A 23,712-nucleotide genomic window follows, 5' to 3' on the forward strand; every position below is an offset into this window, starting at 1 on the left:
GTTTTCATCGTAATTTTGCGGCGCATGCCGCGAAAATTCATTTTTCCGACAGACAGAGGGGTTAATTTACCATTGATTCACGGCTAAGGTAAAAAACAAACGCAACAAATTCGCGGTGAATCTCCGCCGCCGGATTGTCCCGAAGTGTAAATCCCGGATAACAGGACTGGTAACGCTTTAAATGGCATGGAATAATTGCAGTTTAGAATAGTTAAATACGATCGTTTCTTTGGCGTAACGGCAGGGTCAGATAAATTGGCGCATAAGCACGTTTTCCGCACGCATTCCCGCCGGGTGTCCCCCGGTGTCCGCACATTACTGGCAGCTCTGCTGTTGCCGGTCTCTTTTGCTGTTTCTGCCGCCAATACAACCACCGCCGATGCCAGCAAGAATGAGCTGAAAAATCTCCAGCTGAATATCGCGGAGAAAGAAAAGAGCGTCAAAGAGCAGCAGGGAAAACGTGCAAATCTGTTAACCCAGCTGAAAAATCAGGAAAAGGATATCGCCGCTGCCGGTCGTGAACTCTATTCCACACAGAAAACCCTGAAACAGCTCGACAGTGAAATCACCACTCTCAGCGCAGAAATCAAACAGCTGGATGCGAAGCAGAAAGCCCAGCGGGCGCTGCTGTCAAAACAGCTAGATGCCGCATTCCGTCAGGGGCGTCATCAGGGTATTGAACTGATTTTCAAGGGTGAGGAAGGCCAGCGCGATGAGCGGATCCTCGCCTATTACACCTATATCGGTGCCGCGCGGGAAAAAACCATTGCAGAGCTGGAAGAGACCACGCAGCAGTTGCACGCCCGCCGCCAGACCGAGCAGCAAAAACGCGCAGAGCATAAAAGCCTGCTCGGCAAACAGCAGACTGAAAAGAAAAAGCTGGATCGTGCCCAGACCGCCCGGAAATCCACCCTGACTGAGCTGGAACGCTCACTGAAAGCTGATCAGAAAGATTTGCTGGTGATGCGGGAAAACGAAAGCCAGCTGCGCAACAAGATAGCCAAAGCGGAGCGCGAGGCCAAAGCCCGCGCGGAACGCGAAGCCCGTGAAGCCGCCCGTATCCGCGAGAAACAGGCTCAGGCGAAGAAAAAAGGCTCCACCTATACCCCGACTCAGGACGAGCGTTCGCTGATGTCCCGCACTGGGGGACTGGGCCGTCCGGCCGGTCAGGCTATCTGGCCGGTTCGTGGTCCGCTGCTGCACCGGTTCGGTGACAGTATCTCCGGCGAACTGCGCTGGAAAGGCATGGTAATCGGCTCACCGGAAGGCACACAGGTAAAAGCAGTGGCAGATGGCCGGGTCCTGCTGGCAGACTGGCTGCAGGGTTATGGTCTGATGGTGGTGGTCGAGCACGGTAAAGGGGATATGAGCCTTTACGGCTATAACCAGAGCGCACTGGTGAATGTGGGTGATCAGGTGAAAGCCGGTCAGCCGATCGCACTGGTGGGCAGCAGCGGGGGTCAGGAAAGACCGGGCCTCTATTTTGAAATCCGGCGCCAGGGACGGACGGTTAACCCGCAGCCCTGGCTGGGGAGATAGCACACAGTGACTTACCGGCAGAAAACCAAAAATATCGTACTGACTTCGTTACTTTTTATCACTTCGTCACTGATAACGTTTTCTGCCGCTGCAGCGCAGCTCGCCATTGTGATCGATGATTTCGGTTACCGCAAACAGGATGATAACCGCATCCTGGAACTGCCGCCGCAGGTCTCCATTGCTATCCTGCCGAATTCCCCGTTCGGCAAAGAAATGGCAGAAAAAGCACACCGCCAGGGCCGTGAAATTCTTATCCATATGCCTATGGCACCGATCAGCAAACAGCCGCTGGAGCGCGACACTCTACGCCCGTCCATGAGTGCCGCAGAAATTGATACCCTGATTAAAGCTGCGATTGCCCGGGTGCCGTATGCCACCGGCATGAATAACCATATGGGCAGCGCGATGACCTCTGATCTGACCGCCATGCAGCATGTGATGGCGTCTCTCTCCGGCTCCGGTTTTTATTTCCTCGACAGTGTGACCATCGGCAGCACCAAAGCGACACAGGCTGCACAGGGAACACCGGTTCGCGTACTGCGCCGCCAGGTTTTTCTGGATAATGTGCAGACAGAGGAAGAGACGCGCAAGCAACTGAACCGGGCTGTTGCTCTGGCACGCAAACAGGGGTCGGTGATCGCTATCGGGCACCCGCATCCGTCGACGGTCCGCGCACTGCATAAACTCATCCCGCAACTGCCTCCGGATATTGAGCTGGTATCGCCGGGATATATGCTGACGCATGCCGGTAAACCATCTGCCGTGAAACCGCAGCCGGAGAAACCGGTCGTGCCGGTCAAACCGGTGGTGAAGGAAAAACCGTGGCTGACACCAATGACTGAGCAGTGTGAGGGTAAAGCAGAAATCGGCGGGGAGTTCTACACCAACTATATCAATCTGCTGACGGAAGCACTCCTGAGAGATCAGATGAACGGCAAAGTGGCGGAAGTCCTGTTATCCGTCCGCATGGCGCTACCGCAGCCGGATACCGCGCCGCCTGCGGCAAAAGAGTCAGTCAGCACTGACCTGAAGGCCGCGGAAAAAGTACCGGCTGAACCGGCGGCAGAGACTCAGCGATAGCAGGACCGGGATAACCAGCCCGGCCGACAGTATGATCAGATTATCACCGGCGGAACATCACACCGGTGACAGCACGGCTTATCCACAGTGTCAGAGCGACACAAACCGCAGTTATAATCCATAACTCAGTCTCCCCGAAGTGCCGGAAACTGTTGGTGAGTAATACCATATAAACCGTTCCGGCGGTGATCGCCGCCATAACCAGAATACTGAGCACGGTACTGAGCAGAACGGAAATTACCAGCGGCCTGATCTGCAATATTCCGCCTGCCACCGGGAACCGCTGACGGACAGCAATAAAAACAATACCGCACGAAATCAGCAGACCCGCCGCGGTGGTATACGCATTATCAGACAGCGGTGCCGGTATGCCGCCGGGGAGGTGCGGTGTTATCACCGCCGTCAGAAATAATGCGATCATCCACATCAGATACACCATCCCGCAACTGAACAACAGTGCGTAAATATCCGGAGTTTTTCCGTCCGGGATAACTGCAGGATGGCTGACTTTAAGATAATATTTCGCCACCAGACGGGTCGCGATACCCAGTAATACAAATGAGATCAGGTACAGGCCAATATCTGCGGTTTTGACCAGCAGAATAACGTCAGCAAACTCCGCTTTCTCCGCAATCATTGTCGCCATCAGATGACTGAGCCATTCCGCTTTGAGGCTGCCGAGGATCATGTTTGCTGTATACAGAAAGAGAGTAAGACCGATAACTGCCAGAACAGTTTTACGATTCAGTTGTGTTATCCGGTAATGATAAAAAAATAATGATGTCAGAGTAAAAAGCCCGGTCAGCTGAATCAGCTGAAAAGCAAATACTTTTGACAAATAGGCCGCTAATGATAATTCAGGATAGCGGACACTGACATCCGGGTAAGAAACCAGGATCAGCGAACCACTCAGAATAAGTGCATAGGCCAGTACAAATAATAGCGGTAACCGGAAAACAGTGGTCGGGTTCATGCATATTCCTTTAAAGTCCGGAGACACTGTCCGGCCGGATAACATAATAAGATAACGTAATAAATAGTGTTCACGGTATAACAGATCATCAGCGGAAAACAACCCGGTAACACGGGAGATCTTCCTGCCGCTGCAATTTTTCATCCACGTCAGACCCCCTTCAATGCTATGATAAAAGCAGTGATTTTTTCATTTTCTTGAATGAACCGAACAGAGGAATGCGTGATGATTATTGTCACCGGCGGTGCCGGATTTATCGGCAGCAATATTGTAAAAGCACTGAATGATGACGGTTACACTGATATTTTAGTCGTGGATAACCTGAAAGACGGCACCAAATTTGTCAATCTGGTCGATCTGAATATCGCCGATTACATGGATAAAGAAGATTTTATCGCCGGTATTGTGGCCGGGGATGATTTCGGGGATGTCGAGGCTGTATTCCATGAAGGTGCCTGCTCATCCACTACCGAGTGGGACGGTAAGTACATGATGGATAATAACTATCAGTACTCCAAAGAGCTGCTGCATTATTGTCTGGATCGTCAGATCCCGTTCCTGTATGCCTCTTCTGCCGCCACCTACGGCGGGCGCAGCGATAACTTTATTGAAGATCGGCAGTACGAAAAACCATTGAATGTGTATGGTTATTCCAAATTCCTGTTTGATCAGTATGTCCGTGAAATTCTGCCGGAAGCAGAGTCCCAGATCTGCGGTTTCCGTTATTTCAACGTCTACGGCCCGCGTGAAGGCCATAAAGGCAGCATGGCGAGTGTCGCTTTCCATCTGAATAATCAGATTTTAAACGGCGAAAACCCGAAATTATTCTCCGGCAGTGAAAACTTCCTGCGTGATTTCATCTATGTGGGTGATGTGGCAGATGTAAATCTGTGGTTCTGGAAAAATGCCAAATCCGGTATTTTCAACTGCGGTACCGGCCGTGCGGAATCTTTCCAGGCTGTCGCTGATGCTGTGACCGGTTTCCACAGCGAACGCCAGTGCGCGCTCGATTACATCCCGTTCCCGGAAAAACTGAAAGGCCGCTATCAGGCGTATACCCAGGCTGACCTGACCAATCTGCGTGCAGCCGGTTACCCGGGTGAGTTCAAAACGGTCGCCGAAGGTGTCCGTGAATATATGGCTTGGTTAAATCAGGGGAATTAATTAAACGCACATGAAAATTCTGGTGATCGGGCCGTCGTGGGTCGGTGATATGATGATGTCACAAAGCCTTTACCGTACCCTGAAAACACGTTATCCGCAGGCAACAATTGATGTGATGGCACCCGCGTGGTGCCGTCCGCTGCTGGCAAAAATGCCGGAAGTGGATGAGGCTGTCGCTATGCCGATCGGCCACGGTGCACTGGCACTCGGTGAGCGCCGCCGTCTCGGTCATTCCCTGCGTGATAATAAGTATGATCGTGCTTATGTGCTGCCGAACTCGTTAAAATCGGCACTAGTGCCGTTTTTTGCGAAAATCCCTGTGCGCACCGGCTGGCTGGGCGAAATGCGTTACGGCCTGCTCAACGATCACCGGAAACTCGACAAAGCCGCTTTTCCGCTGATGGTGCAGCGTTATGTTGCCCTCGCGTATGATAAAGCGGATGTCCCTGCCGCCGCCGCTCTGCCGCAGCCCCTGCTGTGGCCGAAGCTGGTGGTGCGTGATGAGGATATTGCCGAGAGCATGGCTGCGTTTAATATCAGTGATCACCGCCCGGTCGTCGGTTTTTGTCCGGGGGCCGAATTTGGCCCGGCCAAACGCTGGCCGCATTATCACTACGGTGAATTAGCGAAGAAACTGATTGATGAGCGTGATTTTCAGATAGTCCTGTTCGGCTCAGAAAAAGATCACGCTGCCGGTGAGGAAATCCTCGCCATGCTCAGTGATGAGCAACGCGAAAACTGTCTGAACCTGGCCGGAAAAACCTCACTGGAACAGGCGGTGAATCTGATCGCCGGTTGTCATGCCATTATCACCAATGATTCCGGTCTGATGCATGTGGCTGCCGCACTGGATCGCCCGCTGGTCGCCTTATACGGCCCGAGCAGCCCGGATTTCACGCCGCCGCTGTCAGAGAAAGCCCGCGTTATCCGCCTGATCACCGGTTATCATAAAGTCCGCAAAGGGGATGCCCATGAGGGCTACCATCAGAGCCTGATTGATATTCAGCCGGAGCAGGTTCTGTCTGAACTGGATGATTTGCTGAAGAGTTCCCCGCCATGCGCCGTGTGTTAATCGTCAAAACCTCGTCGATGGGGGATGTGCTGCATACCCTGCCCGCACTGACCGATGCCGTGCAGGTATTCCCGGCTCTCACCTTTGACTGGGTGGTTGAAGAGGGTTTTGCCCAGATCCCGGGCTGGCACTCTGCTGTTGATCGCGTCATTCCGGTTGCTATCCGCCGCTGGCGGAAAAACTGGTTCCGCCGCGATATCCGTGATGAACGCCGCCGGTTCCGCGACGCTGTTCAGTCACAGACCTATGATGCGGTGATTGATGCACAGGGGCTGATTAAAAGTGCCCTGCTGGTTACCCGGCTGGCACGCGGCCGCAAACACGGCTACGACCGGCACAGTATCCGCGAGCCGCTGGCGAGCTTTTTCTATGATGAGAAACACGCTGTCAGCAAAACACAGCATGCTGTTGAGCGGATCCGTCAGCTTTTTGCCCTGAGCCTCGGCTATGAAAAACCGCAGACACAGGGTGATTACGCGATTGCCGCCCATTTTCTGAATAACCGTGCGGTATCGCCGGATGCCGTGCCGTATCTGGTCTGTCTCCACGCCACCACCCGTGATACCAAACACTGGCCGGAATCACACTGGCGGGCGCTGTTTGCCCAGTTGGCTGATACTGATCTGCATGTCCGCCTGCCGTGGGGTGCACCGCATGAACAGGAACGGGCACTGCGTCTGGCGGAAGGATTCACCCATGTGCATGTACTGCCGAAATTATCACTGGCGGATGTGGCGGCAGAAATTGCCGGTGCGGAAGGGGTGATTTCAGTCGATACCGGGCTGAGCCACCTGACGGCCGCGCTGGATAAACCCAATATCACCCTGTACGGCCCGACGGACCCGGGGCTGATCGGTGGTTACGGTAAGGGGCAGTTTGCCCTGACATCAAAGGACGGGGATTTATCCTCTGTCAGTGCGGATGATGTGCTCGCCGCCATGGCAGAGCACATGCCGCGTTAAGATTATGATGCGTGACGCTGTGCGAGTTTGCGCTGATAAAACTCCGCCAGCGTCATCCCTTCCGCCCGCTGGGCGATATACGCAAACAGTTGCTCCAGATCATCATACAGTGCATCAATCGCCGCCTCATCCCTGAATGTCGGGCTGCCGCCCGGCATAAATTCGGATGAATGCAGCATAAATTCAATGTGAGAGTTTCCCTGCGCCAGACAGGCATCCACCACCTGCTGCATCTGTGCCAGATTCCCGCCTTTCGGCCGCAGCCAGTTCACGGACGGCGAGCGTTTTTTGCCGCGTAACTTATCATAAAACTGTTTCAGGCCGTTCATCAGCGGGGAATGGCGGAACTGTACGCTCATCGGTACCTGTAACAGCGCTGAATCCCCGGGACGGCGGATATCATTCAGATCCATAAAATACGCTTCAGACGGAAAATTCAGGTAATTGGTGCCGCCGTTACCGATGGGTGCCGGTGCTCCCGGAGTATATGCCCAGTTCACCCGTGGTGTCACAGAGCAGTCTGTCTGATAACCAAATTCTGCCAGCAAACGGGCATATTTTTCATTGAATGCCCAGCGGCCCGCGCGGTGGCTGAGCATTTTAGTCTGTAATTTATCTTCCAGCAGCGATGTCATGACGTTAACTTTTTCTTTCATCACATCATCAGGGTATTCAATCAGGTAAGGCTGGAAGCGATCATCGTCTGACGTCAGTGCCTTCAGCGGCGGGCTGTTCCAGGCATGCAGATGCATGCCGATCTCCCCGGTCTGCCGGGCAATCACATCCTGCGCAAATTCAATATAGGCATCATCCGTTGCCATTTCATAGTTGGTCAGCCAGACCGGCTTAAAGCTGTATTTCTCGCACAATGCCTGAAAGCGCGGTAAAAACCGGGTATTCTGCGTGGTGATCACCGGACCGGATTCCCAGAGGTTATCCCCTTCCGTATCAAGGGTAATGATAAAAGCGGGTTTCGCCATAGTTGTGCTCCTCACGCGTGTGTTGACGGGACTGGCTGAATTAAATCACAGTACTGGCTGACAATCGTCTGCTGCTCAAATTTCTGATACATCTCAGGGGTGATCACCGGCGGGTGTTCATAAACCAGACGGATTTTTTCCGCCAGACTCACCGGTGTCATATCTGAAAGATACGCTGCCAGTTCGCCGGTCATGATCTCGCCGATTCCTCCCGGGCAATGGGTACTGACCACCGGTGTGCCGCAGATCAGTGATTCGATCAGAACAGAAGAAAGTCCTTCACTGTCAGAGCTTAATACCACAGCTTTCGCACCTCGGATAATCGGCATCGGTTTTGACTGAAAACCGATAAATTCCACCCTCTCTTCCAGCCCCAGTTCAGCTACCTGGTTTTTCAGTGTTTGTGTGGCAGACTGGCTGCCCTGTCCCGCCAGCAGCAGTTTGCACGGCAGATTAGCCAGTGCAAACGCGGTCAGTAACCGATCCTGCCGTTTCACCTCATGAAAACGCCCGAGGTGAACCATGTAATCCTGCCCCTGGTACGGGTTATCTTTCTGCGACTGGTACTGAATATCCGCAACATCAAACGGGTTATAAATGGTCACGCACTGCTGCGGCGTCACGCCTACGTTTTCACACAGATCCCGGCACACCGCACCGGAGACGCCAATAATATTCCGTCCGTTATACACCCGGCGGATTTTTTCCTGTTTCAGACGGCGGCGAAGGCCGGTTTTATTGCCGAGATAACTGGCTGAAAACATGCCGTGGAGGCAGAACCAGACATTCAGCCCGGTCAGTGCCTGTGATGCGGCGACAATACGGTCAGTTTTATGCAGATTGGACACCACCAGTACCGGTTTACCTTTGCGGGCAAACAGATCAGATAAGAAAGCATCCATTTTTCCGGCACGGCGCCGGATTTCAGTCTGGCGGTGGAACAAGCCACGGTAAGTATCCGCAGAGACCTGATAATCCACCCCTTCCGGGATATCATAATCGCGGGTATTGCTGAGAGATAACAGAGTGACATCATAACCGGTCAGAACCAGCCCGTGGCTCAGGCTCAGCACCACCCGTTCAGCACCGCCGCCCGGTAAACCGTCAATAATAAATAAAATATGCTGTTTCATTATGCCAGGACCCGCCCGTAGAGATCGATAAGCTGCTGTGATAACGCCGCCGGTGTATAAGGTAAAACCCGCTGCCGTGCACATTCAGACATCCGGCTGCTCAGGTGATCACAGGGCAGTTGCGAGACCGCCTCTGCCAGACCGCCAATATCCAGCGCATCACAGACAAAACCCTCTTCACCCTGTGAGATAAATTCCGCCCCGCCGCAGGTGGTACTGGTGATCACCGGCAGTGCGCAGGCCATCGCCTCGGGTACCACATTCGGGAACGGATCATACAGTGTCGGCAGCAGCAGCCCGTCACTCATCTGATAAAACGGCAGTGTCTGTTTCTGCATACCCGCAAAACGGATGCGATCCGCACAACCCAGGGATGCTGCCAGCTGTCGATATTTTTTTTCTGCCTTATCCTGACCGACCACCAGCAGATACGCATCATTGCGGCTGACCGCCATAATCGCCGCCGCCAGTCCTTTGCGTTCAAACCCGGAACCGACATACACCAGACATTTTGCCGCCGCCGGGATCTGATAAGTCTGCCGGAGCGCGAGACGCTCTGATTCCGGCAGCGGATGGAACTTTTCAGAATCAATCCCGTTATAGATGACGGTTATTTGCGACTCTGACAAACCAAAGTCTTCCATCACCTCTTTTTTTACCATTTCCGAATTACAAATCACCTGCTTAAAGTGCGGATCATGGTACATCTCCTGCTCCGCCTTCATCACATAACGGTGGTACGGCGAGGCAAACAACAGTTTTGCCCGCCAGGCGGGCAGTACCCGCGCCCGCTGTAACAGCCAGCGGCGGTGCACACCGTCCCCGGCCCGGAAAATATCACAGCCGGCAATGCGTTCATGGCTCTGAACAATATCAAATTTTTCATTCTGCCAGCAGGCACGGGCAGCGTTGGCAAATCCCCGCTCACGGCTGATCCGTCCCCATTTCGGCGGATTCACCACATGAATATGCCAGCCGGGAGCCGCAGCACCCTGCCAGGAACGGGTGATAACATTCAGCTCCAGATTCCGGTTATCCAGTGCTTCCAGCGCCCGGGATACAAAACGCTCCGCGCCGCCGTCCGGGCGGTATTTCTGACGAACAATCGCCAGACGCATATTTTTCATAAATATCTCCGTGCCGCGGTAATCACTGCGTCTGCCGGAATCGGACTCAGGTAACGTTCGTCCGTCCTTGTGTCCACGTCATCCGGGTCCGGCTGTTCCCCGTAATCCGATGCTTTAATAATTTCACCGGTTGCCTGCCACGGCGACCAGAACACCAGTTTCGTCGGGCCGAACAGAGCCACCATCGGCGTTTGCAGGGCGGCAGCCATGTGCATCGGCACAGAATCCACACCGATAAACAGTTTTGCACGATCAATCAGTGCCGCGAGCTGCGGCAACGTCAGTTCTCCGGCAACGGACACAATTTTTCCGTCGGCAACAGCCTGCTGACAGGGCGCAAGAATAGATTCAATCATCGCTTTTTCGCGCGGATCCGGCCCGCTGCTGAGCACAATCTGGTGCCCGTCATCCGCCAGTGTGCGGATAACCTCACTCATCTTGTCGTCATCCCAGCATTTATAGAACCAGCGGGATGTCGGCTGTACCACAATATAGTCACCGGTCACCTGTTTGCGCTGCAAAAGCTGTTCAGTCTTCTGCCGGTCTTCCTCTGAACAGGCCATGGTGACATGGTTATCAGTCACCGGCAGATTCAGCGGGGTTAATCCGTTAAGATTCTGCTCCACCGTATGCATGGTCAGTTCCTGTGAGGTATCTGCCAGCAGGGTGTAACATTTTTTCCAGAAAATACTCTGCCGTTTCCGCAGATCCAGCCCGATACGGATACGGGCACCGGTGAAACGGGTCACAATCGCGCTGTACCACTGATCAGCCAGATTCACCACGAGGTCATAACGGCGGCGGCGCAGTGATTTCAGTAAATGCCACTCATGCCCGATACGTTTGCAGGTTCCCTCTTTACGCCAGGCTCTGTCCATGGCAAAAATATGGCTGATGCCGGGATGGCGGCTGAGCATCGGTGCTGTTTCCTGATACAGCAGGACATCAACCTCAGCATCCGGGTAATTCGCTTTCAGAGTATTAATCACCGGCGTTATCAGCAGCATATCGCCGTGATGACGGAGTTTTATTACTAAAATACGCTGTACCGGCGCTGATGCTGTTTGCATAAGAGTTCCATTTGGGTCAGACAGAAATCAGGGAATAAGGTGTATCAATCTCTGAGGCACAGATTACCACAAATCGTTCCCGGCAGTATTAACAGATAGCGCAGTGTGTTGTGCCGGGCAGCGGGGATCCCGCCGTCAGCGACGCCGGGTTTATGCTTTTTAATGCGCTATTCGTGTTAGTTTTATGCTACTATTGCCGCAATCTTATCTGCGAAACTGATAAAATGTTACTGCGTGTATACCAGGTTCTGCTTTACCTGATCCAACCTCTTATCTGGTTACGTCTGTTATGGCGCAGCCGCCGCTCCCCGGCCTACCGCAGACGCTGGGGCGAACGTTATGGTTTCTGTAAAGGAAAAACCGGCACCGGCGGTATCATCCTGCACTCGGTTTCTGTCGGCGAAACACTCGCCGCAGTGCCGCTGGTCCGAGCATTGCGCCACCATTATCCGACGTTACCTATCACTGTCACCACTATGACACCGACCGGCTCAGAGCGGGTTTTATCAGCATTAGGTGATGATGTTTATCACGTCTATCTGCCTTACGACTTGCCGGGGTCAATGAAACGGTTTTTCAATACTGTTCAGCCGAAACTGGTGATCGTGATGGAAACCGAACTGTGGCCAAACATGATAACCGAGCTGCACCGCCGGAAAATTCCGCTGGTGATCGCCAATGCCCGCCTGTCAGCGCGCTCGGCCGCCGGTTATAAGAAAGCAGGCAGTTTCGTAAAAACCATCCTGAACCGGATCACCCTGGTGGCCGCGCAGAATCAGGAAGACGGGGAACGCTTTATTGAGCTCGGCCTGCGCCGCCAGCAACTGCATGTGACCGGCAGCCTGAAGTTCGATATTTCTGTCACACCGGAACTGGCCGCCAAAGCCGTCACACTGCGCCGTCAGTGGGCTGCCCGCCGTCCGGTCTGGATCGCAACCAGCACTCATGAAGGCGAAGAGGAAATTATCCTCAGTGCCCATAAAACCCTGCTGAACCACTTTCCGAACCTGCTGCTGATCCTGGTGCCGCGCCATCCGGAACGGTTTGCCAAAGCAAGGGAACTGACCGAAAAAGCCGGTCTGACCTACGTCATGCGCAGCAGCAACACGATTCCTTCACCGGAAACACAGGTGGTGGTCGGAGACACTATGGGTGAACTGATGCTGCTGTACGGACTGGCAGATATCGCGTTTGTCGGCGGCAGCCTGGTTGAACGCGGCGGACATAACCCGCTGGAAGCTGCCGCGCACGCCCTGCCGGTACTGATGGGACCGCACACCTTCAACTTCAAAAATATCTGCGGCAAATTACAGCAGGCCGATGCCCTGCTGACAGTCACCGATGAACAGAGTCTGAGTGACGCTGTCAGTAATCTGCTCAATGATGAGGATTACCGGCTGTACTGCGGACGGCACGCCGCTGAGGTACTTCATGAAAATCAGGGCGCACTGCACCGTCTGATGCAACTGCTCGGGCCTTATCTGCCACCGCGGAGCCACTGATGACAGATAAAAAACGTCTCTCCGTTGTGATGATCAGTAAAAACAATGCCGATGTTATCGGTGATTGCCTGAACTCTGTTCAGGGACTGGCGGATGAAATCATTGTGCTCGATTCCGGCAGTCAGGACGACACACTGACCATCGCCCGTAATGCCGGGGCTCAGGTATATGAAAACCGGGAGTGGCCGGGCTTCGGCCGTCAGCGGCAGATTGCCCAGCAGTATGCCACCGGGGATTATATCCTGATGCTCGATACTGATGAGCGGGTTACGCCGGAGCTGAAACAATCCATTGAACAGGTACTTACCGCGCCGCAGAAAAATACAGTTTATCGTTTTGCCCGCCGTAATCTGTTTCTCGGGCGTTTTATGAAACACAGCGGCTGGTATCCGGATCATGTCCTGCGGTTATATCCCCGTGAGCAATATCAGTACAACTGCAATGCAGTTCATGAATCTCTGGAGACACAGGGTGCCAATGTCATCACACTGAAAGGGGATGTCTTACACCTGACCTGCCGCGATTTACCGGAGTTTCAGCAAAAGCAGCTGCGCTATGCTGCTGACTGGGCAAAAGCCCGTCATCTGGCCGGTAAACGCTGCTCTTTCCTCTCTGTTCTGACTCACACCGCCGGTGCGTTCTGTAAAACCTGGCTGCTGAGAGCCGGATTCCTGGATGGTAAACAGGGGCTTATCCTTGCATTTGTGAACGCACAATATACCTTTAATAAATACGCCACTTTGTGGTCCGTCAGTAACAACGATGAGTCAGCATCATGAAAACACGCGCAATCTATCCCGGCACTTTTGACCCGATTACCTGCGGACATATCGATATTCTTGAGCGCGCCTCAAAAATGTTTGATCACATTCTGCTGGCGATCGCCAACAGCAGCCGTAAAAATCCGATGTTTACCCTCGATGAGCGGGTTGCACTGGCCAAAGACGTGTGTTCTCACATCCCGAATGTGGAAGTAATGGGGTTTTCTGAGCTGATGGCGAATTTTGCCAAAAAGCAAAATGCCAATGTGCTGATCCGGGGTGTCCGGTCTGTTGCTGACTTTGAATATGAATGGCAGCTGGCAAATATGAACCGCCATTTTGCGCAGGATCTCGAGAGTGTTTTCCTCCTGCCATCGCAGAATCTCTCTTTTGTTTCTTCATCCCTGATTAAAGATGTGGCCCTGCACGACGGTGATGTCTCTGCATTTTTGCCGGAGTCCGTCGCACAGGCGATGATGCAAAAACTCGGTAAGGCGTAATCAGTGCTGACAGGCGGGGCAGAAAAACGTGCTCCGCTGACCGACTTTCACCACTTCAATCTTCTGTCCGCAGTTTGCACAGCACTCTCCCTGTTTTCCGTACACAAACAGTTCCTGAGCAAAATAACCGGGTTTTCCGTCCGACTGTAAAAAATCTTTCAGCGTGGTACCACCCTGTCTGATGGATTCCGTCAGCACCTGCTTTATGGTGGCAACCAGGCGGGCAACCTCATCTTCAGTCAGATCTTTGGCAGGACGCAACGGATGAATGCGGGATAAAAAGAGGGATTCATTAGCATAAATATTCCCCACCCCCACCACAATTTTATTATCCATCAGCCAGCTTTTGACTGGTGTGTTTCGTTTGCGGGATTTGGCGAACAGATACGCGGCGTCAAAATCATCACTCAGCGGCTCCGGCCCCAAATTCGCCAGTACCGGACAGGTTGCCAGATCATCTGCCCACAACCAGGCACCAAAACGGCGCGGGTCGGTATAGCGCAGAATTTTACCGTCACCGAGCACCATATCCACATGGTCGTGTTTCTCTTCCGGCGTTTCTTCCAAAAGAATACGTAAACTGCCGGACATTCCCAGATGAATGATAATCCACCCTTCCGGCAACTCAATCAGCAGATATTTCGCACGGCGCTGCACACTGAGCACCGGCCGGTCACTCAGGCGCTCAATCTGCTCTGACACCGGCCAGCGCAGCCGCCGGTTCCGGACTTCAACATAACGCACTGTATTACCGACCAGATGCGGCTCAATGCCGCGCCGGCTGGTTTCGACCTCGGGTAATTCCGGCACAGATACCTCCTCAGCGATCAATCGGCAGCGGCTGTTCTGCGGTATCTTCTTTACCGCCGGTCACCAGGGCCACTGCAATACACAGGAGATAAACAGTAATACTCTCACGACTGAAGAACAAGACATCTGTCAGACCATAACCGGCCAGGCATAATGTAATCATTATCAGCAATACGTTCTTATTACGAATACCGGCATACAACAGAGAGAGATAAATCAGCACCAGCAGCACACCACCGATAACCCCCTGCAATGACAACACCTCAATCAGTTCACTGTGCAGATGTATCGTCAGGTAGACAGTGATTGAATCACTGATTGCACCGGCAGCTATTTTTTCTGAAATAAAATCATTACGGGCCTGAAAAGATTCCCCCATCGGGGCATGCTTAAACGCAGATAACCCTGCATACCACATGGTATAACGGTCACCCAGCGATCCCCCCGGCTTTGTCACATCATAACCCTGAGTTTCAGTGATTGCCTCATTAATACGGGATTTATATAAAAACTCATATGATGTACCGGCAAAAATTAGCAGAAGTACCACAACCATGCTTATTTTTTTTATATTCAGGCTCTTCCGGAAAACAATGACAGTATAAAAAACTGAAAGCAGAAGATAAATAGCTATTGCGGCACGGGTTTGTGTCAGAATAATAATCGCATTTGAAACAATCAGATTAGTAAAAAATAATGAAATATTCAGTTTATTTTTCACCCGCGAACAAAAATGAAGGCTGACAAAAAATATCGCACTGATAAAGTATGCAGTTACTGTTGCCCGGTTTGTATCCAGCTCAACTCTGTCTTTATGCAAAACAAAGATATCATAAAGCGCATACAATAAAATATAGAGCGGTAATACCTTAATGACAGATGAAATATATTTGTTACTGAAAAAACACTTCAACTCATTTTTTAATAAAATACAAACACAAAAAATAAATGCTCCGAGTATGATTCTCGATGCTGTGGGAGAGTAGTTTTTATAAATACTCAACCCGTCATCATTCATCAGAAATGACCAGGCAACCCGGGAAATACCAAACAACAGGAACGATACTGCAACAAGCAACACAGCACGGTCACGGAAAAGTGACATTTTTTTGAAAAAGACCAGCCAGAGTGTCACGATAACAGATAAATAACTCAGTATAAAATAAGAGTCCCGTGACAAGGTATCCACGAAAGAAGCAATAACCATTGAGAAAGTCATCAGCATACCAATGAGAATTGGTAATGTTCTGCTTGTGAACATTTAAAAAACTCCTGCTGATTTTATTTTTAAAAACATAATTTTTCTGCTTAATCTTACTTTAGAGCTGAACAGAAAGCGGAATATTTTAATATTATTAAACCGATCCATAACAAAATGGGGAAGCTTACGTTTATTATTTCTTGATAAATAATCAGAACATACTTTAACGAACAACCCTTCAAACATCACTTTTTCATTTTTATTTTTTACAAAGAAGCTTTCCATTGATAAAACAATTTGCAGGAAAAGAACGGTTTTATTCATACTTTTCTCTGTGGATAAGCTGCCGCGATGTTTATAGTAGCAATAAATCTGAGTATCTGTGATCAGAATATTCTGAGCAGCGCAAATAACATTTGCTGTAATAACCACATCTTCATAGCAATAAATTTCAGGGAACATATCATCTGTCAGGATATCCCTGCGGATAAACCGGCCGAGTAAATGACCTTTTACCGTCTTATGTTCCAGATAGAGTTCTTTTAACCTGTCCTGAGTGATTGATACTACAGGTTTATCCTCAATTTCTAATACCGGATTACGATCATGATGTTCATCCAGACGGGTTATCAGCAGATCAAACGGATGCTCCCGCATAATGTCCATAACCCGGCTCAGTGCACCATTTTTCAGCATATCATCACTGTCTAACGCTGTGATATATTCGCCGCGGGATAATGAATATGCATAATGGCGGACTTTCCCGACATTAGAAAAGTTAACTGTTTCAACGACTTTAATAAAGTTTCGTGGCTGATAATGGTTGATAAGATCCAGCGATTTATCGGTGGAGCCATCATTAATAATGATCGCTTCAACCTGCTCCGGAGAACCATTCTCATTCAGGGCATTATCCAGACTCTCTAACGCGGCCAAGATTGATGACTCCGCATTATGTACTGCAATCATGACCGAAATAACCGGGTTACTCATATCATATTCCAACATTCGTTTTTATCTGCGAAGTAAACTGATTCAGATTCTGGCTGTCACTGGCACGCCAACTCAGTAATCATATAAAAACTATATAAAAATAATAAATAAATCAGCCGTTATAGTTGTATGTTCTGATAAAACAATAGTACCCGTAAATGATACAACAATCTGAATATTTTAATACTCTTACAATCAGTATTTAAGATAAGTATCCGATTTATCTGCCATTTTATCTCCAATTAACGTTTGGAAAGATATCGTTTTATATAAAAACACCAATAATTTATAAAATAGCAATATATTATATCAACTAACCCAGAGAGTGAAAACAGATGACAATATTACCCTCTGTCAATCAAGCGTTCACCTGTAAACAGGCAATAAAAAACCCGGCCGAGGCCGGGTTTTTTCAATCAGGAAGCAGAAATTACTTAATTTTTGCTTCTTTGTACATTACATGCTTACGAACAACCGGATCGAATTTTTTCATTTCCAGTTTTTCAGGCATAGTACGTTTGTTCTTCGTAGTGGTATAGAAGTGACCTGTACCTTCAGAAGAAACCAGTTTGATCTTTTCGCGAATACCTTTAGCCATTTTTCAGCTCCTTAGTACTTCTCACCGCGGGTACGTAAATCAGCTAAAACAGCTTCGATACCCTTTTTATCAATGATACGCATACCTTTAGCAGATACACGCAGAGTCACGAAACGTTTTTCAGACTCAACCCAGAAACGGTGAGAGTGCAGGTTCGGCAGAAAACGACGTTTGGTCGCATTTAATGCGTGAGAACGGTTGTTACCGCTCATCGGACGCTTGCCAGTAACTTGGCAGACTCGGGACATGTCTATTCTCCAAAAATCTAATCAGCTCGAGCTTTGTATTGGGTGAGGCTGCCTCGTCAGGCTTAGGAGCCCATCTCAGCTTACTTTTGACTCGCCGGGAAATTGCTCTGTCAACCAGCAAAAATATGCTGAGATAGGCTCTTCTCGCCAAACCCAAGATCCTCAAAGGTGGCGTAGTATACGCTTTCCGGCGCAAACGCTCAAGACCCGAACAGTAAAGATCGTGTGTTTCTGCGAAAAAAACTGCTCAGATCAGCTCGTGTTCTGCAAACGAAAACATATTGAATTTCCCGATAATCAGGTGATCCAACACGTTAATCCCCACCAACTCACATGCCTGAACAATTTTTTTTGTCAGCAGACGGTCAGCCCGGCTGGGGTTTTCGTTACCGGAGGGGTGATTATGCGCCAGAATCACAGAAACTGCATTCACTTTGAGCGCCAGGCGCAAAATCTCTCTGGGATGTACTTCCACACAGTTTACCGTCCCTGAAAACATCTCCTCGTAACGTATAAGTTGGTTCTGATTATTGAGAAAAAGTACTGCAAAGACTTCCCGCTCCTGCCCGGCCATCCGCTGGTTAAGATACGCCTTTACAGTACAGGCACTGCTGAGAAATTGCGTTTCCTGAAACTGACTGCTGAAATAGCGCCTGGACAACTCGACAATCGCCTGCATCTGGCAAAACTTACTGTCCCCTATCCCGGGCAGAGGCTTAAACTCCTCATACCCTGCTGTCAGCAACCGGTGCAGTGACCCGAAGACGTCCAGCAGATACTCCGCAAACTGCCGCACCGGCCGCTCACGGGTACCGGTACGCAAAAAAATAGCCAGCAGTTCTGAATCACTCAGAACAGATGCCCCGTAAGCAATCAGTTTTTCTCTCGGCATCAGTGCCGTATTTCCGGTTATGTTATCCATTTTTCCCCCGCCGTTTTCTCTGCTTTACCGGAAAAAGTATGTCAGTACCGGCGGTTTTTTCGCATAAAACACGCCATTTTTGCGAGACGCGCCGAAGAAAAAACATTATTTAGCTGGATAAATACACAGCACCCTACCTATACGGCGGTGTTGTGGTAAAATCGCGTATCTCCGAAAAATAACTGGATAAAACACAATGTCCGAACTGACAGGAAAACAGATAGTTCTGGGTATCAGTGGTGGTATCGCAGCCTATAAAGCCCCTGAGATTGTCCGCCGTCTGCGTGACCGGGGTGCGGTTGTCCGTGTCGCCATGACACCTGCGGCAACCGCATTTATCACCCCGCTGACACTCCAGGCCGTTTCCGGCTTCCCGGTGGCCGAAAGCGTTCTTGACCCGGCTGCAGAAGCGGCAATGGGTCATATTGAGCTGGGGAAATGGGCGGATCTCATTATTCTCGCGCCCGCCACGGCTGACCTGATTGCCCGCCTGAGCGCCGGCATGGCAAATGACCTGGTCACCACTATCTGCCTGGCATCTGATGCCACTATTGCCGTTTCACCGGCCATGAACCAGCAGATGTACCGCGCACAGACCACTCAGGAAAATCTCGCGCACCTGGAACAGCTCGGTTTTGCGGTCTGGGGACCGGACAGCGGCAGCCAGGCCTGCGGTGATGTTGGTCCGGGACGCATGCTGGATCCGTCAGAGATAGTCTCACGGGCAGAACAGCACTTCCGTAAAAAACAGGATATGTCCGGCATCCGTCTGGCCATTACCGCCGGGCCGACGCGCGAAGCACTCGACCCGGTGCGTTTTATCAGCAATCACAGCTCCGGCAAAATGGGTTTTGCCATTGCAGCGGCTGCCGCAGCACGCGGCGCGGATGTCACACTGATTGCCGGGCCTGTCACACTACCGACACCAGCGGGTGTTAAACGTATTGATGTCAGCAGTGCCTGTGAAATGAATGATGCCGCACAGAAAACAGCCCCGCAGCAGGATATTTTTATCGGCTGTGCTGCCGTCGCGGATTACCGCGCCAAAGCGGTTGCGCCTGAGAAAATTAAAAAACAGGGCGACGAAATCACCTTCACGATGGTGAAAAATCCGGATGTGATCGCCGGTGTCGGTGCACTGGAAAAAAACCGGCCATTTGTGATTGGATTTGCAGCTGAAACCCAAAATGTGGAAGAATACGCGCGCGGCAAGTTGGTGAAAAAGCAGCTCGATATGATTTGCGCCAATGACGTTTCTGTTGAAAACCAAGGCTTTAACAGTGATAACAATGCCCTGCATCTGTACTGGCATACCGGCGATATCAGCTTACCGAACATGAGCAAATCCGAGCTCAGCCACCATTTACTGGACGAAATACTGAAACACTATGACCAAAAAAATCGACATTAAGATTCTTGATCCGCGCATCGGCGGGGAATTTCCGTTACCGGCCTACGCCACGCCGGGTTCTGCGGGTCTGGACTTACGTGCCTGCCTGGATGAAGCCACTGAACTGAAGCCGGGCCAGACACTGTTACTGCCGACCGGCCTTGCCGTCCATATTGCAGACCCGTCCCTGGCGGCAATGGTACTGCCGCGTTCCGGCCTCGGCCACAAACATGGCGTGGTTCTCGGCAACCTGGTGGGCTTAATCGACTCTGATTATCAGGGACAACTGATGGTATCCGTCTGGAACCGTGGCGACACCACCTTCACGATTGAACCGGGCGAACGTATCGCACAGATGATTATCGTTCCTGTTGTTCAGGCTGAATTCAATATTGTTGAAGAATTTACCGAAAGCGAGCGCGGAGCCGGCGGATTTGGCCATTCAGGCCGTCAATAATACTAATAACGCCGTTATTTCCGTCGCTTTTCTGACAGCAGTACTGGTGTACGGCTGTCAGTCGGCAGATTTGTTTTTGCGTTAACGCAGGGGTTTTATCTGACATGGCAGAAAGTACAAAAAAGAAGAACAGGCGCGAGGAGATCCTGCAGGCGCTTGCGCTGATGCTTGAGTCCAGTGACGGCAGTCAGCGTATAACAACCGCCAAACTTGCCGCCAGTGTGGGTGTTTCAGAAGCAGCGCTCTATCGTCATTTTTCCAGCAAAACAAAAATGTTCGACAGCCTGATCGTATTTATTGAGGACTCACTGATTTCGCGGATAAACCTCATCCTTCAGGATGAAAAAGAGACTATCTCGCGGATAAAACTGATTCTGATGCTGATTCTGGGATTCTCGGAAAAGAACCCCGGCCTGACCCGTATCATGACCGGTCACGCACTGATGTTTGAGCAGGATAAATTACAGAGCAGAATTAATCAGTTGTATGAACGAATCGAAGCTCAGTTGCGTCAGGTCTTAAAAGAAAAGCGGATCCGTGACGGCAGCGGTTTTACTTATGACGAAAGCCTGTTAGCATCTCAGTTGCTCGCCTTTTGCGAAGGCATGCTGTCCCGTTTTGTACGCTCAGAATTTAAGTACCGGCCAACACAGGAATTTGAAGCCCGCTGGCCGCTGATCCTTGCACAACTTCAGTAATACCGTTTTTAGTTAAACTACTCACCCCGCCCGTTTTATTGGGCGAGGGCTTTTTTTTTGCCTGCTGTCCGGCTCAGATCTCAATCCCGTACTGCTCACGGTAAGCCCGTACAGCCTGTAAATGGCTGTCCATCTGCGGATCTTCCGCCAGATAGCTGATTAAATCATTCAGTGTGATAATGGAAAATACCTGACAACCGTAATCGCGCTCCACTTCCTGGACGGCGGATAACTCGCCTTTGCCTTTTTCCTGACGATCAAGACTCAGCATCACACCGGTAAGCGAAGCATTGTTTTGTCTGATGATTTCCATCGACTCACGGATCGCCGTTCCGGCGGTGATCACATCATCCACCACCACAATCCGTCCGCTCAGCGGGCTGCCGACCAATGTTCCGCCTTCCCCGTGATCTTTGGCTTCCTTACGGTTAAAACAGTACGGCATATCAAGATCATGATGCTCGGCCAGTGCGACGGCTGTCGTCGTTGCAATCGGAATACCCTTGTAGGCAGGCCCGAACAGGACATCATACTGTACGCCGCTGTCGCATAATGCTGCCGCATAAAAGCGTCCGAGCAGTGCCAAATCCCGCCCTGTATTGAATAACCCGGCATTGAAGAAATACGGGCTTTTCCGGCCGGATTTCAGCGTAAATTCACCAAATTTCAGTACCTGTTTTTTCATCGCAAGTTCAATAAATTCGCGCTGATAAGCTTTCATCGGGATCTCCTGATTCTGATTGACGGATAACGTGCCTGAATCACAGGCATAAAAAAGGCGACTATCACGTCGCCTTCTGATTAATTTTCTAATGCCGCCTTCTGAGCGGAGAAAATGGTTTCCAGCCCGCCTCTTGCGAGGGCCAGTAACGACAACAACTCATCATGACTGAACGGCGCACCTTCTGCCGTACCCTGGACTTCAATCATCCGTCCGTCATCAATCATGACCACATTCATATCGGTTTCTGCCGCAGAATCCTCGACATATTCCAGATCACAACGCGGCTCGCCGTCCACGATACCGACAGAAACGGCGGCAACCATGGATTTCAGCGGGCTGGCTTTCAGCTGACCTTTCGCGACCATCTGATTCAGGGCATCAGCCAGTGCCACACAGGCGCCACTGATCGCAGCGGTACGGGTACCGCCGTCAGCCTGGATAACATCACAGTCGAGGGTGATGGTGAACTCGCCCAGTTTGGTCAGATCAACCGCAGCACGCAGTGAACGTGCGATCAGGCGCTGGATTTCCATTGTGCGGCCGGTCTGTTTGCCACGGGCGGCCTCGCGGGCATTACGGGAATTGGTTGCGCGCGGCAGCATGCCGTATTCGGCTGTGATCCAGCCCTGTCCCTGACCTTTCAGGAAACGCGGTACACCTTCTTCAACGGAGGCATTACATAACACTTTAGTGTCACCGAACTCGACCAGCACAGAGCCTTCGGCATGTTTGGTATAATGACGGGTGATAGTAATAGGACGCACCTGGTCTGTTCCCCGGCCAGCGGGACGTGATGACTGACTCATAGTGATTCTCCGGTTCAGTTAACTGTTGGGGGCGCATTATACGGCTTAAACCGGTGAATGCCTATGCCTTAACACCATAACAGCGCTATAATCAGAGCAATAAATCCATCACAGGACAGATATCATGATCCGTAGTATGACCGCGTTTGCCCGTCAGGAAGTCAAACGCCCGTGGGGCACTGCCGCATGGGAACTCCGCTCTGTTAACCAGCGCTACCTTGAAACCTACATCCGCCTGCCGGAACAGCTCCGCAGCCTGGAGCCGGTGATCCGCGAGCGTCTGCGTCAGCGTCTGACCCGTGGTAAAGTTGAGTGTAACCTCCGCTTTGACCTGAGCAGTAACGCGCAAAGCGGGCTGAATATGAATGAAGACCTGGCAAAACAGCTGGTTGCTGCCGCAAACTGGGTTAAAAACTACAGTCACGAAGGGGAAATCAATCCGCTGGAAATTCTGCGCTGGCCGGGTGTGATGTCCGCACAGGAGCAGGATCTGGACACCATCAGTGAAGAACTGCTGGCCGCTCTCGATAACACCATCACCGCCTTTATCGATGCCCGCGAACGTGAAGGTGCGGCACTGAAGACCTTAATCGAACAGCGCCTCGACGGTGTAACCGAAGAAGTCCGCAAAGTCCGTGCACAGATGCCGGATATCCTGTTATGGCAGCGTGAGCGCCTGCAGAGCAAACTGGATGACGCACAGATTCAGGTCGATCCGAACCGCCTCGAGCAGGAACTGATCCTGCTGGCACAGCGCATTGACGTGGCGGAAGAGTTAGATCGCCTCGATGCCCATGTGAAAGAAACCCATAATATCCTGAAGAAGAAAGAGGCCGTCGGCCGCCGTCTGGACTTTATGATGCAGGAGTTCAACCGCGAATCGAACACCCTCGCCTCAAAATCCATCAATGCCGATATCACCAGTTCAGCGATTGAACTGAAAGTGCTGATTGAGCAGATGCGTGAGCAAATTCAGAATATTGAGTAACGCTTCACAGTAAC

25 protein-coding genes are annotated in these 23,712 nt (G+C 51.2%); 12 read left to right on the plus strand and 13 right to left on the minus strand.

Going from position 1 to position 23,712, the window contains the following annotated elements; translation table 11 throughout:
• Window positions 1-255 precede the first annotated feature (255 nt).
• Both envC and JL661_RS17930 read left to right on the plus strand, forming a co-directional pair.
• Window positions 256-1,539, plus strand: coding sequence for a murein hydrolase activator EnvC (gene envC, locus JL661_RS17925; RefSeq protein ID WP_062773465.1), 1,284 nt, complete (start codon window positions 256-258; stop codon window positions 1,537-1,539).
• A gap of 6 nt (window positions 1,540-1,545) precedes the next feature.
• Entirely contained in the window at window positions 1,546-2,619 is a 1,074-nt protein-coding gene (locus JL661_RS17930) for a divergent polysaccharide deacetylase family protein (RefSeq protein WP_032098033.1), read from the plus strand.
• 43 nt (window positions 2,620-2,662) lie between these two features.
• Here JL661_RS17930 and JL661_RS17935 read toward each other — a convergent pair whose 3' ends face one another.
• Window positions 2,663-3,592, minus strand: coding sequence for a hypothetical protein (locus tag JL661_RS17935; RefSeq protein ID WP_223302436.1), 930 nt, complete (start codon window positions 3,590-3,592; stop codon window positions 2,663-2,665).
• A gap of 225 nt (window positions 3,593-3,817) precedes the next feature.
• Between JL661_RS17935 and rfaD the strand changes: the two genes are divergently transcribed.
• Genes rfaD through rfaC form a run of 3 tightly spaced genes read left to right on the plus strand, consistent with a single transcriptional unit; the run spans window position 3,818 to window position 6,790 of the window.
• A complete protein-coding gene (gene rfaD / locus JL661_RS17940) occupies window positions 3,818-4,756 on the plus strand; it encodes an ADP-glyceromanno-heptose 6-epimerase (protein WP_024473670.1) in 939 nt (312 codons plus the stop codon).
• A 10-nt stretch (window positions 4,757-4,766) separates the two neighbouring features.
• Window positions 4,767-5,828 (plus strand): ADP-heptose--LPS heptosyltransferase RfaF, encoded by a 1,062-nt coding sequence (rfaF, locus tag JL661_RS17945; protein WP_004236651.1) that lies wholly within the window; start codon window positions 4,767-4,769, stop codon window positions 5,826-5,828.
• Window positions 5,813-6,790 carry a lipopolysaccharide heptosyltransferase RfaC gene (gene rfaC, locus JL661_RS17950; protein ID WP_004236652.1) on the plus strand — a complete coding sequence of 326 codons (978 nt, stop codon included), beginning with the start codon at window positions 5,813-5,815 and terminating at the stop codon, window positions 6,788-6,790. Before rfaF ends, rfaC begins: the two co-directional genes overlap by 16 nt.
• Window positions 6,791-6,792: 2 nt before the next feature.
• On the opposite strand, the gene JL661_RS17955 is transcribed toward rfaC, so the two are convergent.
• The 4 genes from JL661_RS17955 to rfaQ are packed head-to-tail and all read right to left on the minus strand — an operon-like array spanning window position 6,793 to window position 11,100.
• The gene (locus JL661_RS17955) at window positions 6,793-7,770 is read right to left on the minus strand and encodes a polysaccharide deacetylase family protein (protein WP_004236653.1); all 978 of its coding nucleotides are present in this window, start codon (window positions 7,768-7,770) and stop codon (window positions 6,793-6,795) included.
• 11 nt (window positions 7,771-7,781) lie between these two features.
• Entirely contained in the window at window positions 7,782-8,903 is a 1,122-nt protein-coding gene (locus JL661_RS17960) for a glycosyltransferase (protein WP_004236654.1), read from the minus strand.
• Window positions 8,903-10,030 carry a glycosyltransferase family 4 protein gene (locus JL661_RS17965; protein WP_004236655.1) on the minus strand — a complete coding sequence of 376 codons (1,128 nt, stop codon included), beginning with the start codon at window positions 10,028-10,030 and terminating at the stop codon, window positions 8,903-8,905. The genes JL661_RS17960 and JL661_RS17965 overlap by 1 nt, the downstream gene beginning before the upstream one ends.
• Complete coding sequence (rfaQ, locus tag JL661_RS17970) at window positions 10,027-11,100, minus strand: putative lipopolysaccharide heptosyltransferase III (protein ID WP_004236656.1); 1,074 nt, start codon at window positions 11,098-11,100, stop codon at window positions 10,027-10,029. Before rfaQ ends, JL661_RS17965 begins: the two co-directional genes overlap by 4 nt.
• Before the next feature lie 224 nt (window positions 11,101-11,324).
• On the opposite strand from rfaQ, the gene waaA reads away from it, so the two are divergent.
• Genes waaA through coaD form a run of 3 tightly spaced genes read left to right on the plus strand, consistent with a single transcriptional unit; the run spans window position 11,325 to window position 13,863 of the window.
• Window positions 11,325-12,602 (plus strand): lipid IV(A) 3-deoxy-D-manno-octulosonic acid transferase, encoded by a 1,278-nt coding sequence (gene waaA, locus JL661_RS17975; RefSeq protein ID WP_032098072.1) that lies wholly within the window; start codon window positions 11,325-11,327, stop codon window positions 12,600-12,602.
• Window positions 12,602-13,381 (plus strand): glycosyltransferase family 2 protein, encoded by a 780-nt coding sequence (locus tag JL661_RS17980; RefSeq protein WP_049247130.1) that lies wholly within the window; start codon window positions 12,602-12,604, stop codon window positions 13,379-13,381. Before waaA ends, JL661_RS17980 begins: the two co-directional genes overlap by 1 nt.
• The gene (gene coaD / locus JL661_RS17985; protein WP_049247131.1) at window positions 13,378-13,863 is read left to right on the plus strand and encodes a pantetheine-phosphate adenylyltransferase; all 486 of its coding nucleotides are present in this window, start codon (window positions 13,378-13,380) and stop codon (window positions 13,861-13,863) included. The genes JL661_RS17980 and coaD overlap by 4 nt, the downstream gene beginning before the upstream one ends.
• Here the strand turns inward: coaD and mutM are convergent, their stop codons facing one another.
• The 6 genes from mutM to radC all read right to left on the minus strand — a co-directional run bounded on the left by mutM (window position 13,864) and on the right by radC (window position 18,635).
• A complete protein-coding gene (gene mutM, locus JL661_RS17990) occupies window positions 13,864-14,673 on the minus strand; it encodes a bifunctional DNA-formamidopyrimidine glycosylase/DNA-(apurinic or apyrimidinic site) lyase (protein WP_036417443.1) in 810 nt (269 codons plus the stop codon).
• A 10-nt stretch (window positions 14,674-14,683) separates the two neighbouring features.
• A complete protein-coding gene (locus JL661_RS17995; protein ID WP_049247132.1) occupies window positions 14,684-15,934 on the minus strand; it encodes an O-antigen ligase family protein in 1,251 nt (416 codons plus the stop codon).
• Window positions 15,935-16,867 carry a glycosyltransferase family 2 protein gene (locus tag JL661_RS18000; protein WP_223302435.1) on the minus strand — a complete coding sequence of 311 codons (933 nt, stop codon included), beginning with the start codon at window positions 16,865-16,867 and terminating at the stop codon, window positions 15,935-15,937.
• Between the two features lie 430 nt (window positions 16,868-17,297).
• Complete coding sequence (rpmG, locus tag JL661_RS18005) at window positions 17,298-17,465, minus strand: 50S ribosomal protein L33 (protein ID WP_004236665.1); 168 nt, start codon at window positions 17,463-17,465, stop codon at window positions 17,298-17,300.
• A gap of 11 nt (window positions 17,466-17,476) precedes the next feature.
• Window positions 17,477-17,713, minus strand: coding sequence for a 50S ribosomal protein L28 (gene rpmB, locus JL661_RS18010; protein ID WP_015422374.1), 237 nt, complete (start codon window positions 17,711-17,713; stop codon window positions 17,477-17,479).
• Window positions 17,714-17,960: 247 nt separating this feature from the next.
• Entirely contained in the window at window positions 17,961-18,635 is a 675-nt protein-coding gene (radC, locus tag JL661_RS18015) for a RadC family protein (RefSeq protein ID WP_004236667.1), read from the minus strand.
• Window positions 18,636-18,831: 196 nt separating this feature from the next.
• Here radC and coaBC point away from each other — a divergent pair, with 196 nt between their 5' ends.
• The 3 genes from coaBC to slmA all read left to right on the plus strand — a co-directional run bounded on the left by coaBC (window position 18,832) and on the right by slmA (window position 21,180).
• On the plus strand, window positions 18,832-20,046 hold the full coding sequence (gene coaBC / locus JL661_RS18020) for a bifunctional phosphopantothenoylcysteine decarboxylase/phosphopantothenate--cysteine ligase CoaBC (protein WP_004236668.1): 1,215 nt from the start codon (window positions 18,832-18,834) through the stop codon (window positions 20,044-20,046).
• Window positions 20,024-20,482, plus strand: coding sequence for a dUTP diphosphatase (dut, locus tag JL661_RS18025; protein ID WP_004236669.1), 459 nt, complete (start codon window positions 20,024-20,026; stop codon window positions 20,480-20,482). The genes coaBC and dut overlap by 23 nt, the downstream gene beginning before the upstream one ends.
• Window positions 20,483-20,586: 104 nt before the next feature.
• Window positions 20,587-21,180 (plus strand): nucleoid occlusion factor SlmA, encoded by a 594-nt coding sequence (gene slmA, locus JL661_RS18030; protein WP_004236671.1) that lies wholly within the window; start codon window positions 20,587-20,589, stop codon window positions 21,178-21,180.
• Between the two features lie 73 nt (window positions 21,181-21,253).
• On the opposite strand, the gene pyrE is transcribed toward slmA, so the two are convergent.
• Together pyrE and rph are read right to left on the minus strand one after the other, a co-directional pair.
• Window positions 21,254-21,901 (minus strand): orotate phosphoribosyltransferase, encoded by a 648-nt coding sequence (gene pyrE, locus JL661_RS18035; RefSeq protein ID WP_004236672.1) that lies wholly within the window; start codon window positions 21,899-21,901, stop codon window positions 21,254-21,256.
• Between the two features lie 80 nt (window positions 21,902-21,981).
• Window positions 21,982-22,710, minus strand: a complete 729-nt coding sequence (gene rph / locus JL661_RS18040) for a ribonuclease PH (RefSeq protein ID WP_004236673.1) — start codon at window positions 22,708-22,710, stop codon at window positions 21,982-21,984.
• A gap of 124 nt (window positions 22,711-22,834) precedes the next feature.
• Here rph and JL661_RS18045 point away from each other — a divergent pair, with 124 nt between their 5' ends.
• A complete protein-coding gene (locus tag JL661_RS18045; RefSeq protein WP_032098039.1) occupies window positions 22,835-23,698 on the plus strand; it encodes a YicC/YloC family endoribonuclease in 864 nt (287 codons plus the stop codon).
• Window positions 23,699-23,712 lie beyond the last annotated feature (14 nt).

Source organism: Morganella morganii (assembly GCF_019243775.1).
Taxonomy (GTDB): domain Bacteria; phylum Pseudomonadota; class Gammaproteobacteria; order Enterobacterales; family Enterobacteriaceae; genus Morganella; species Morganella morganii.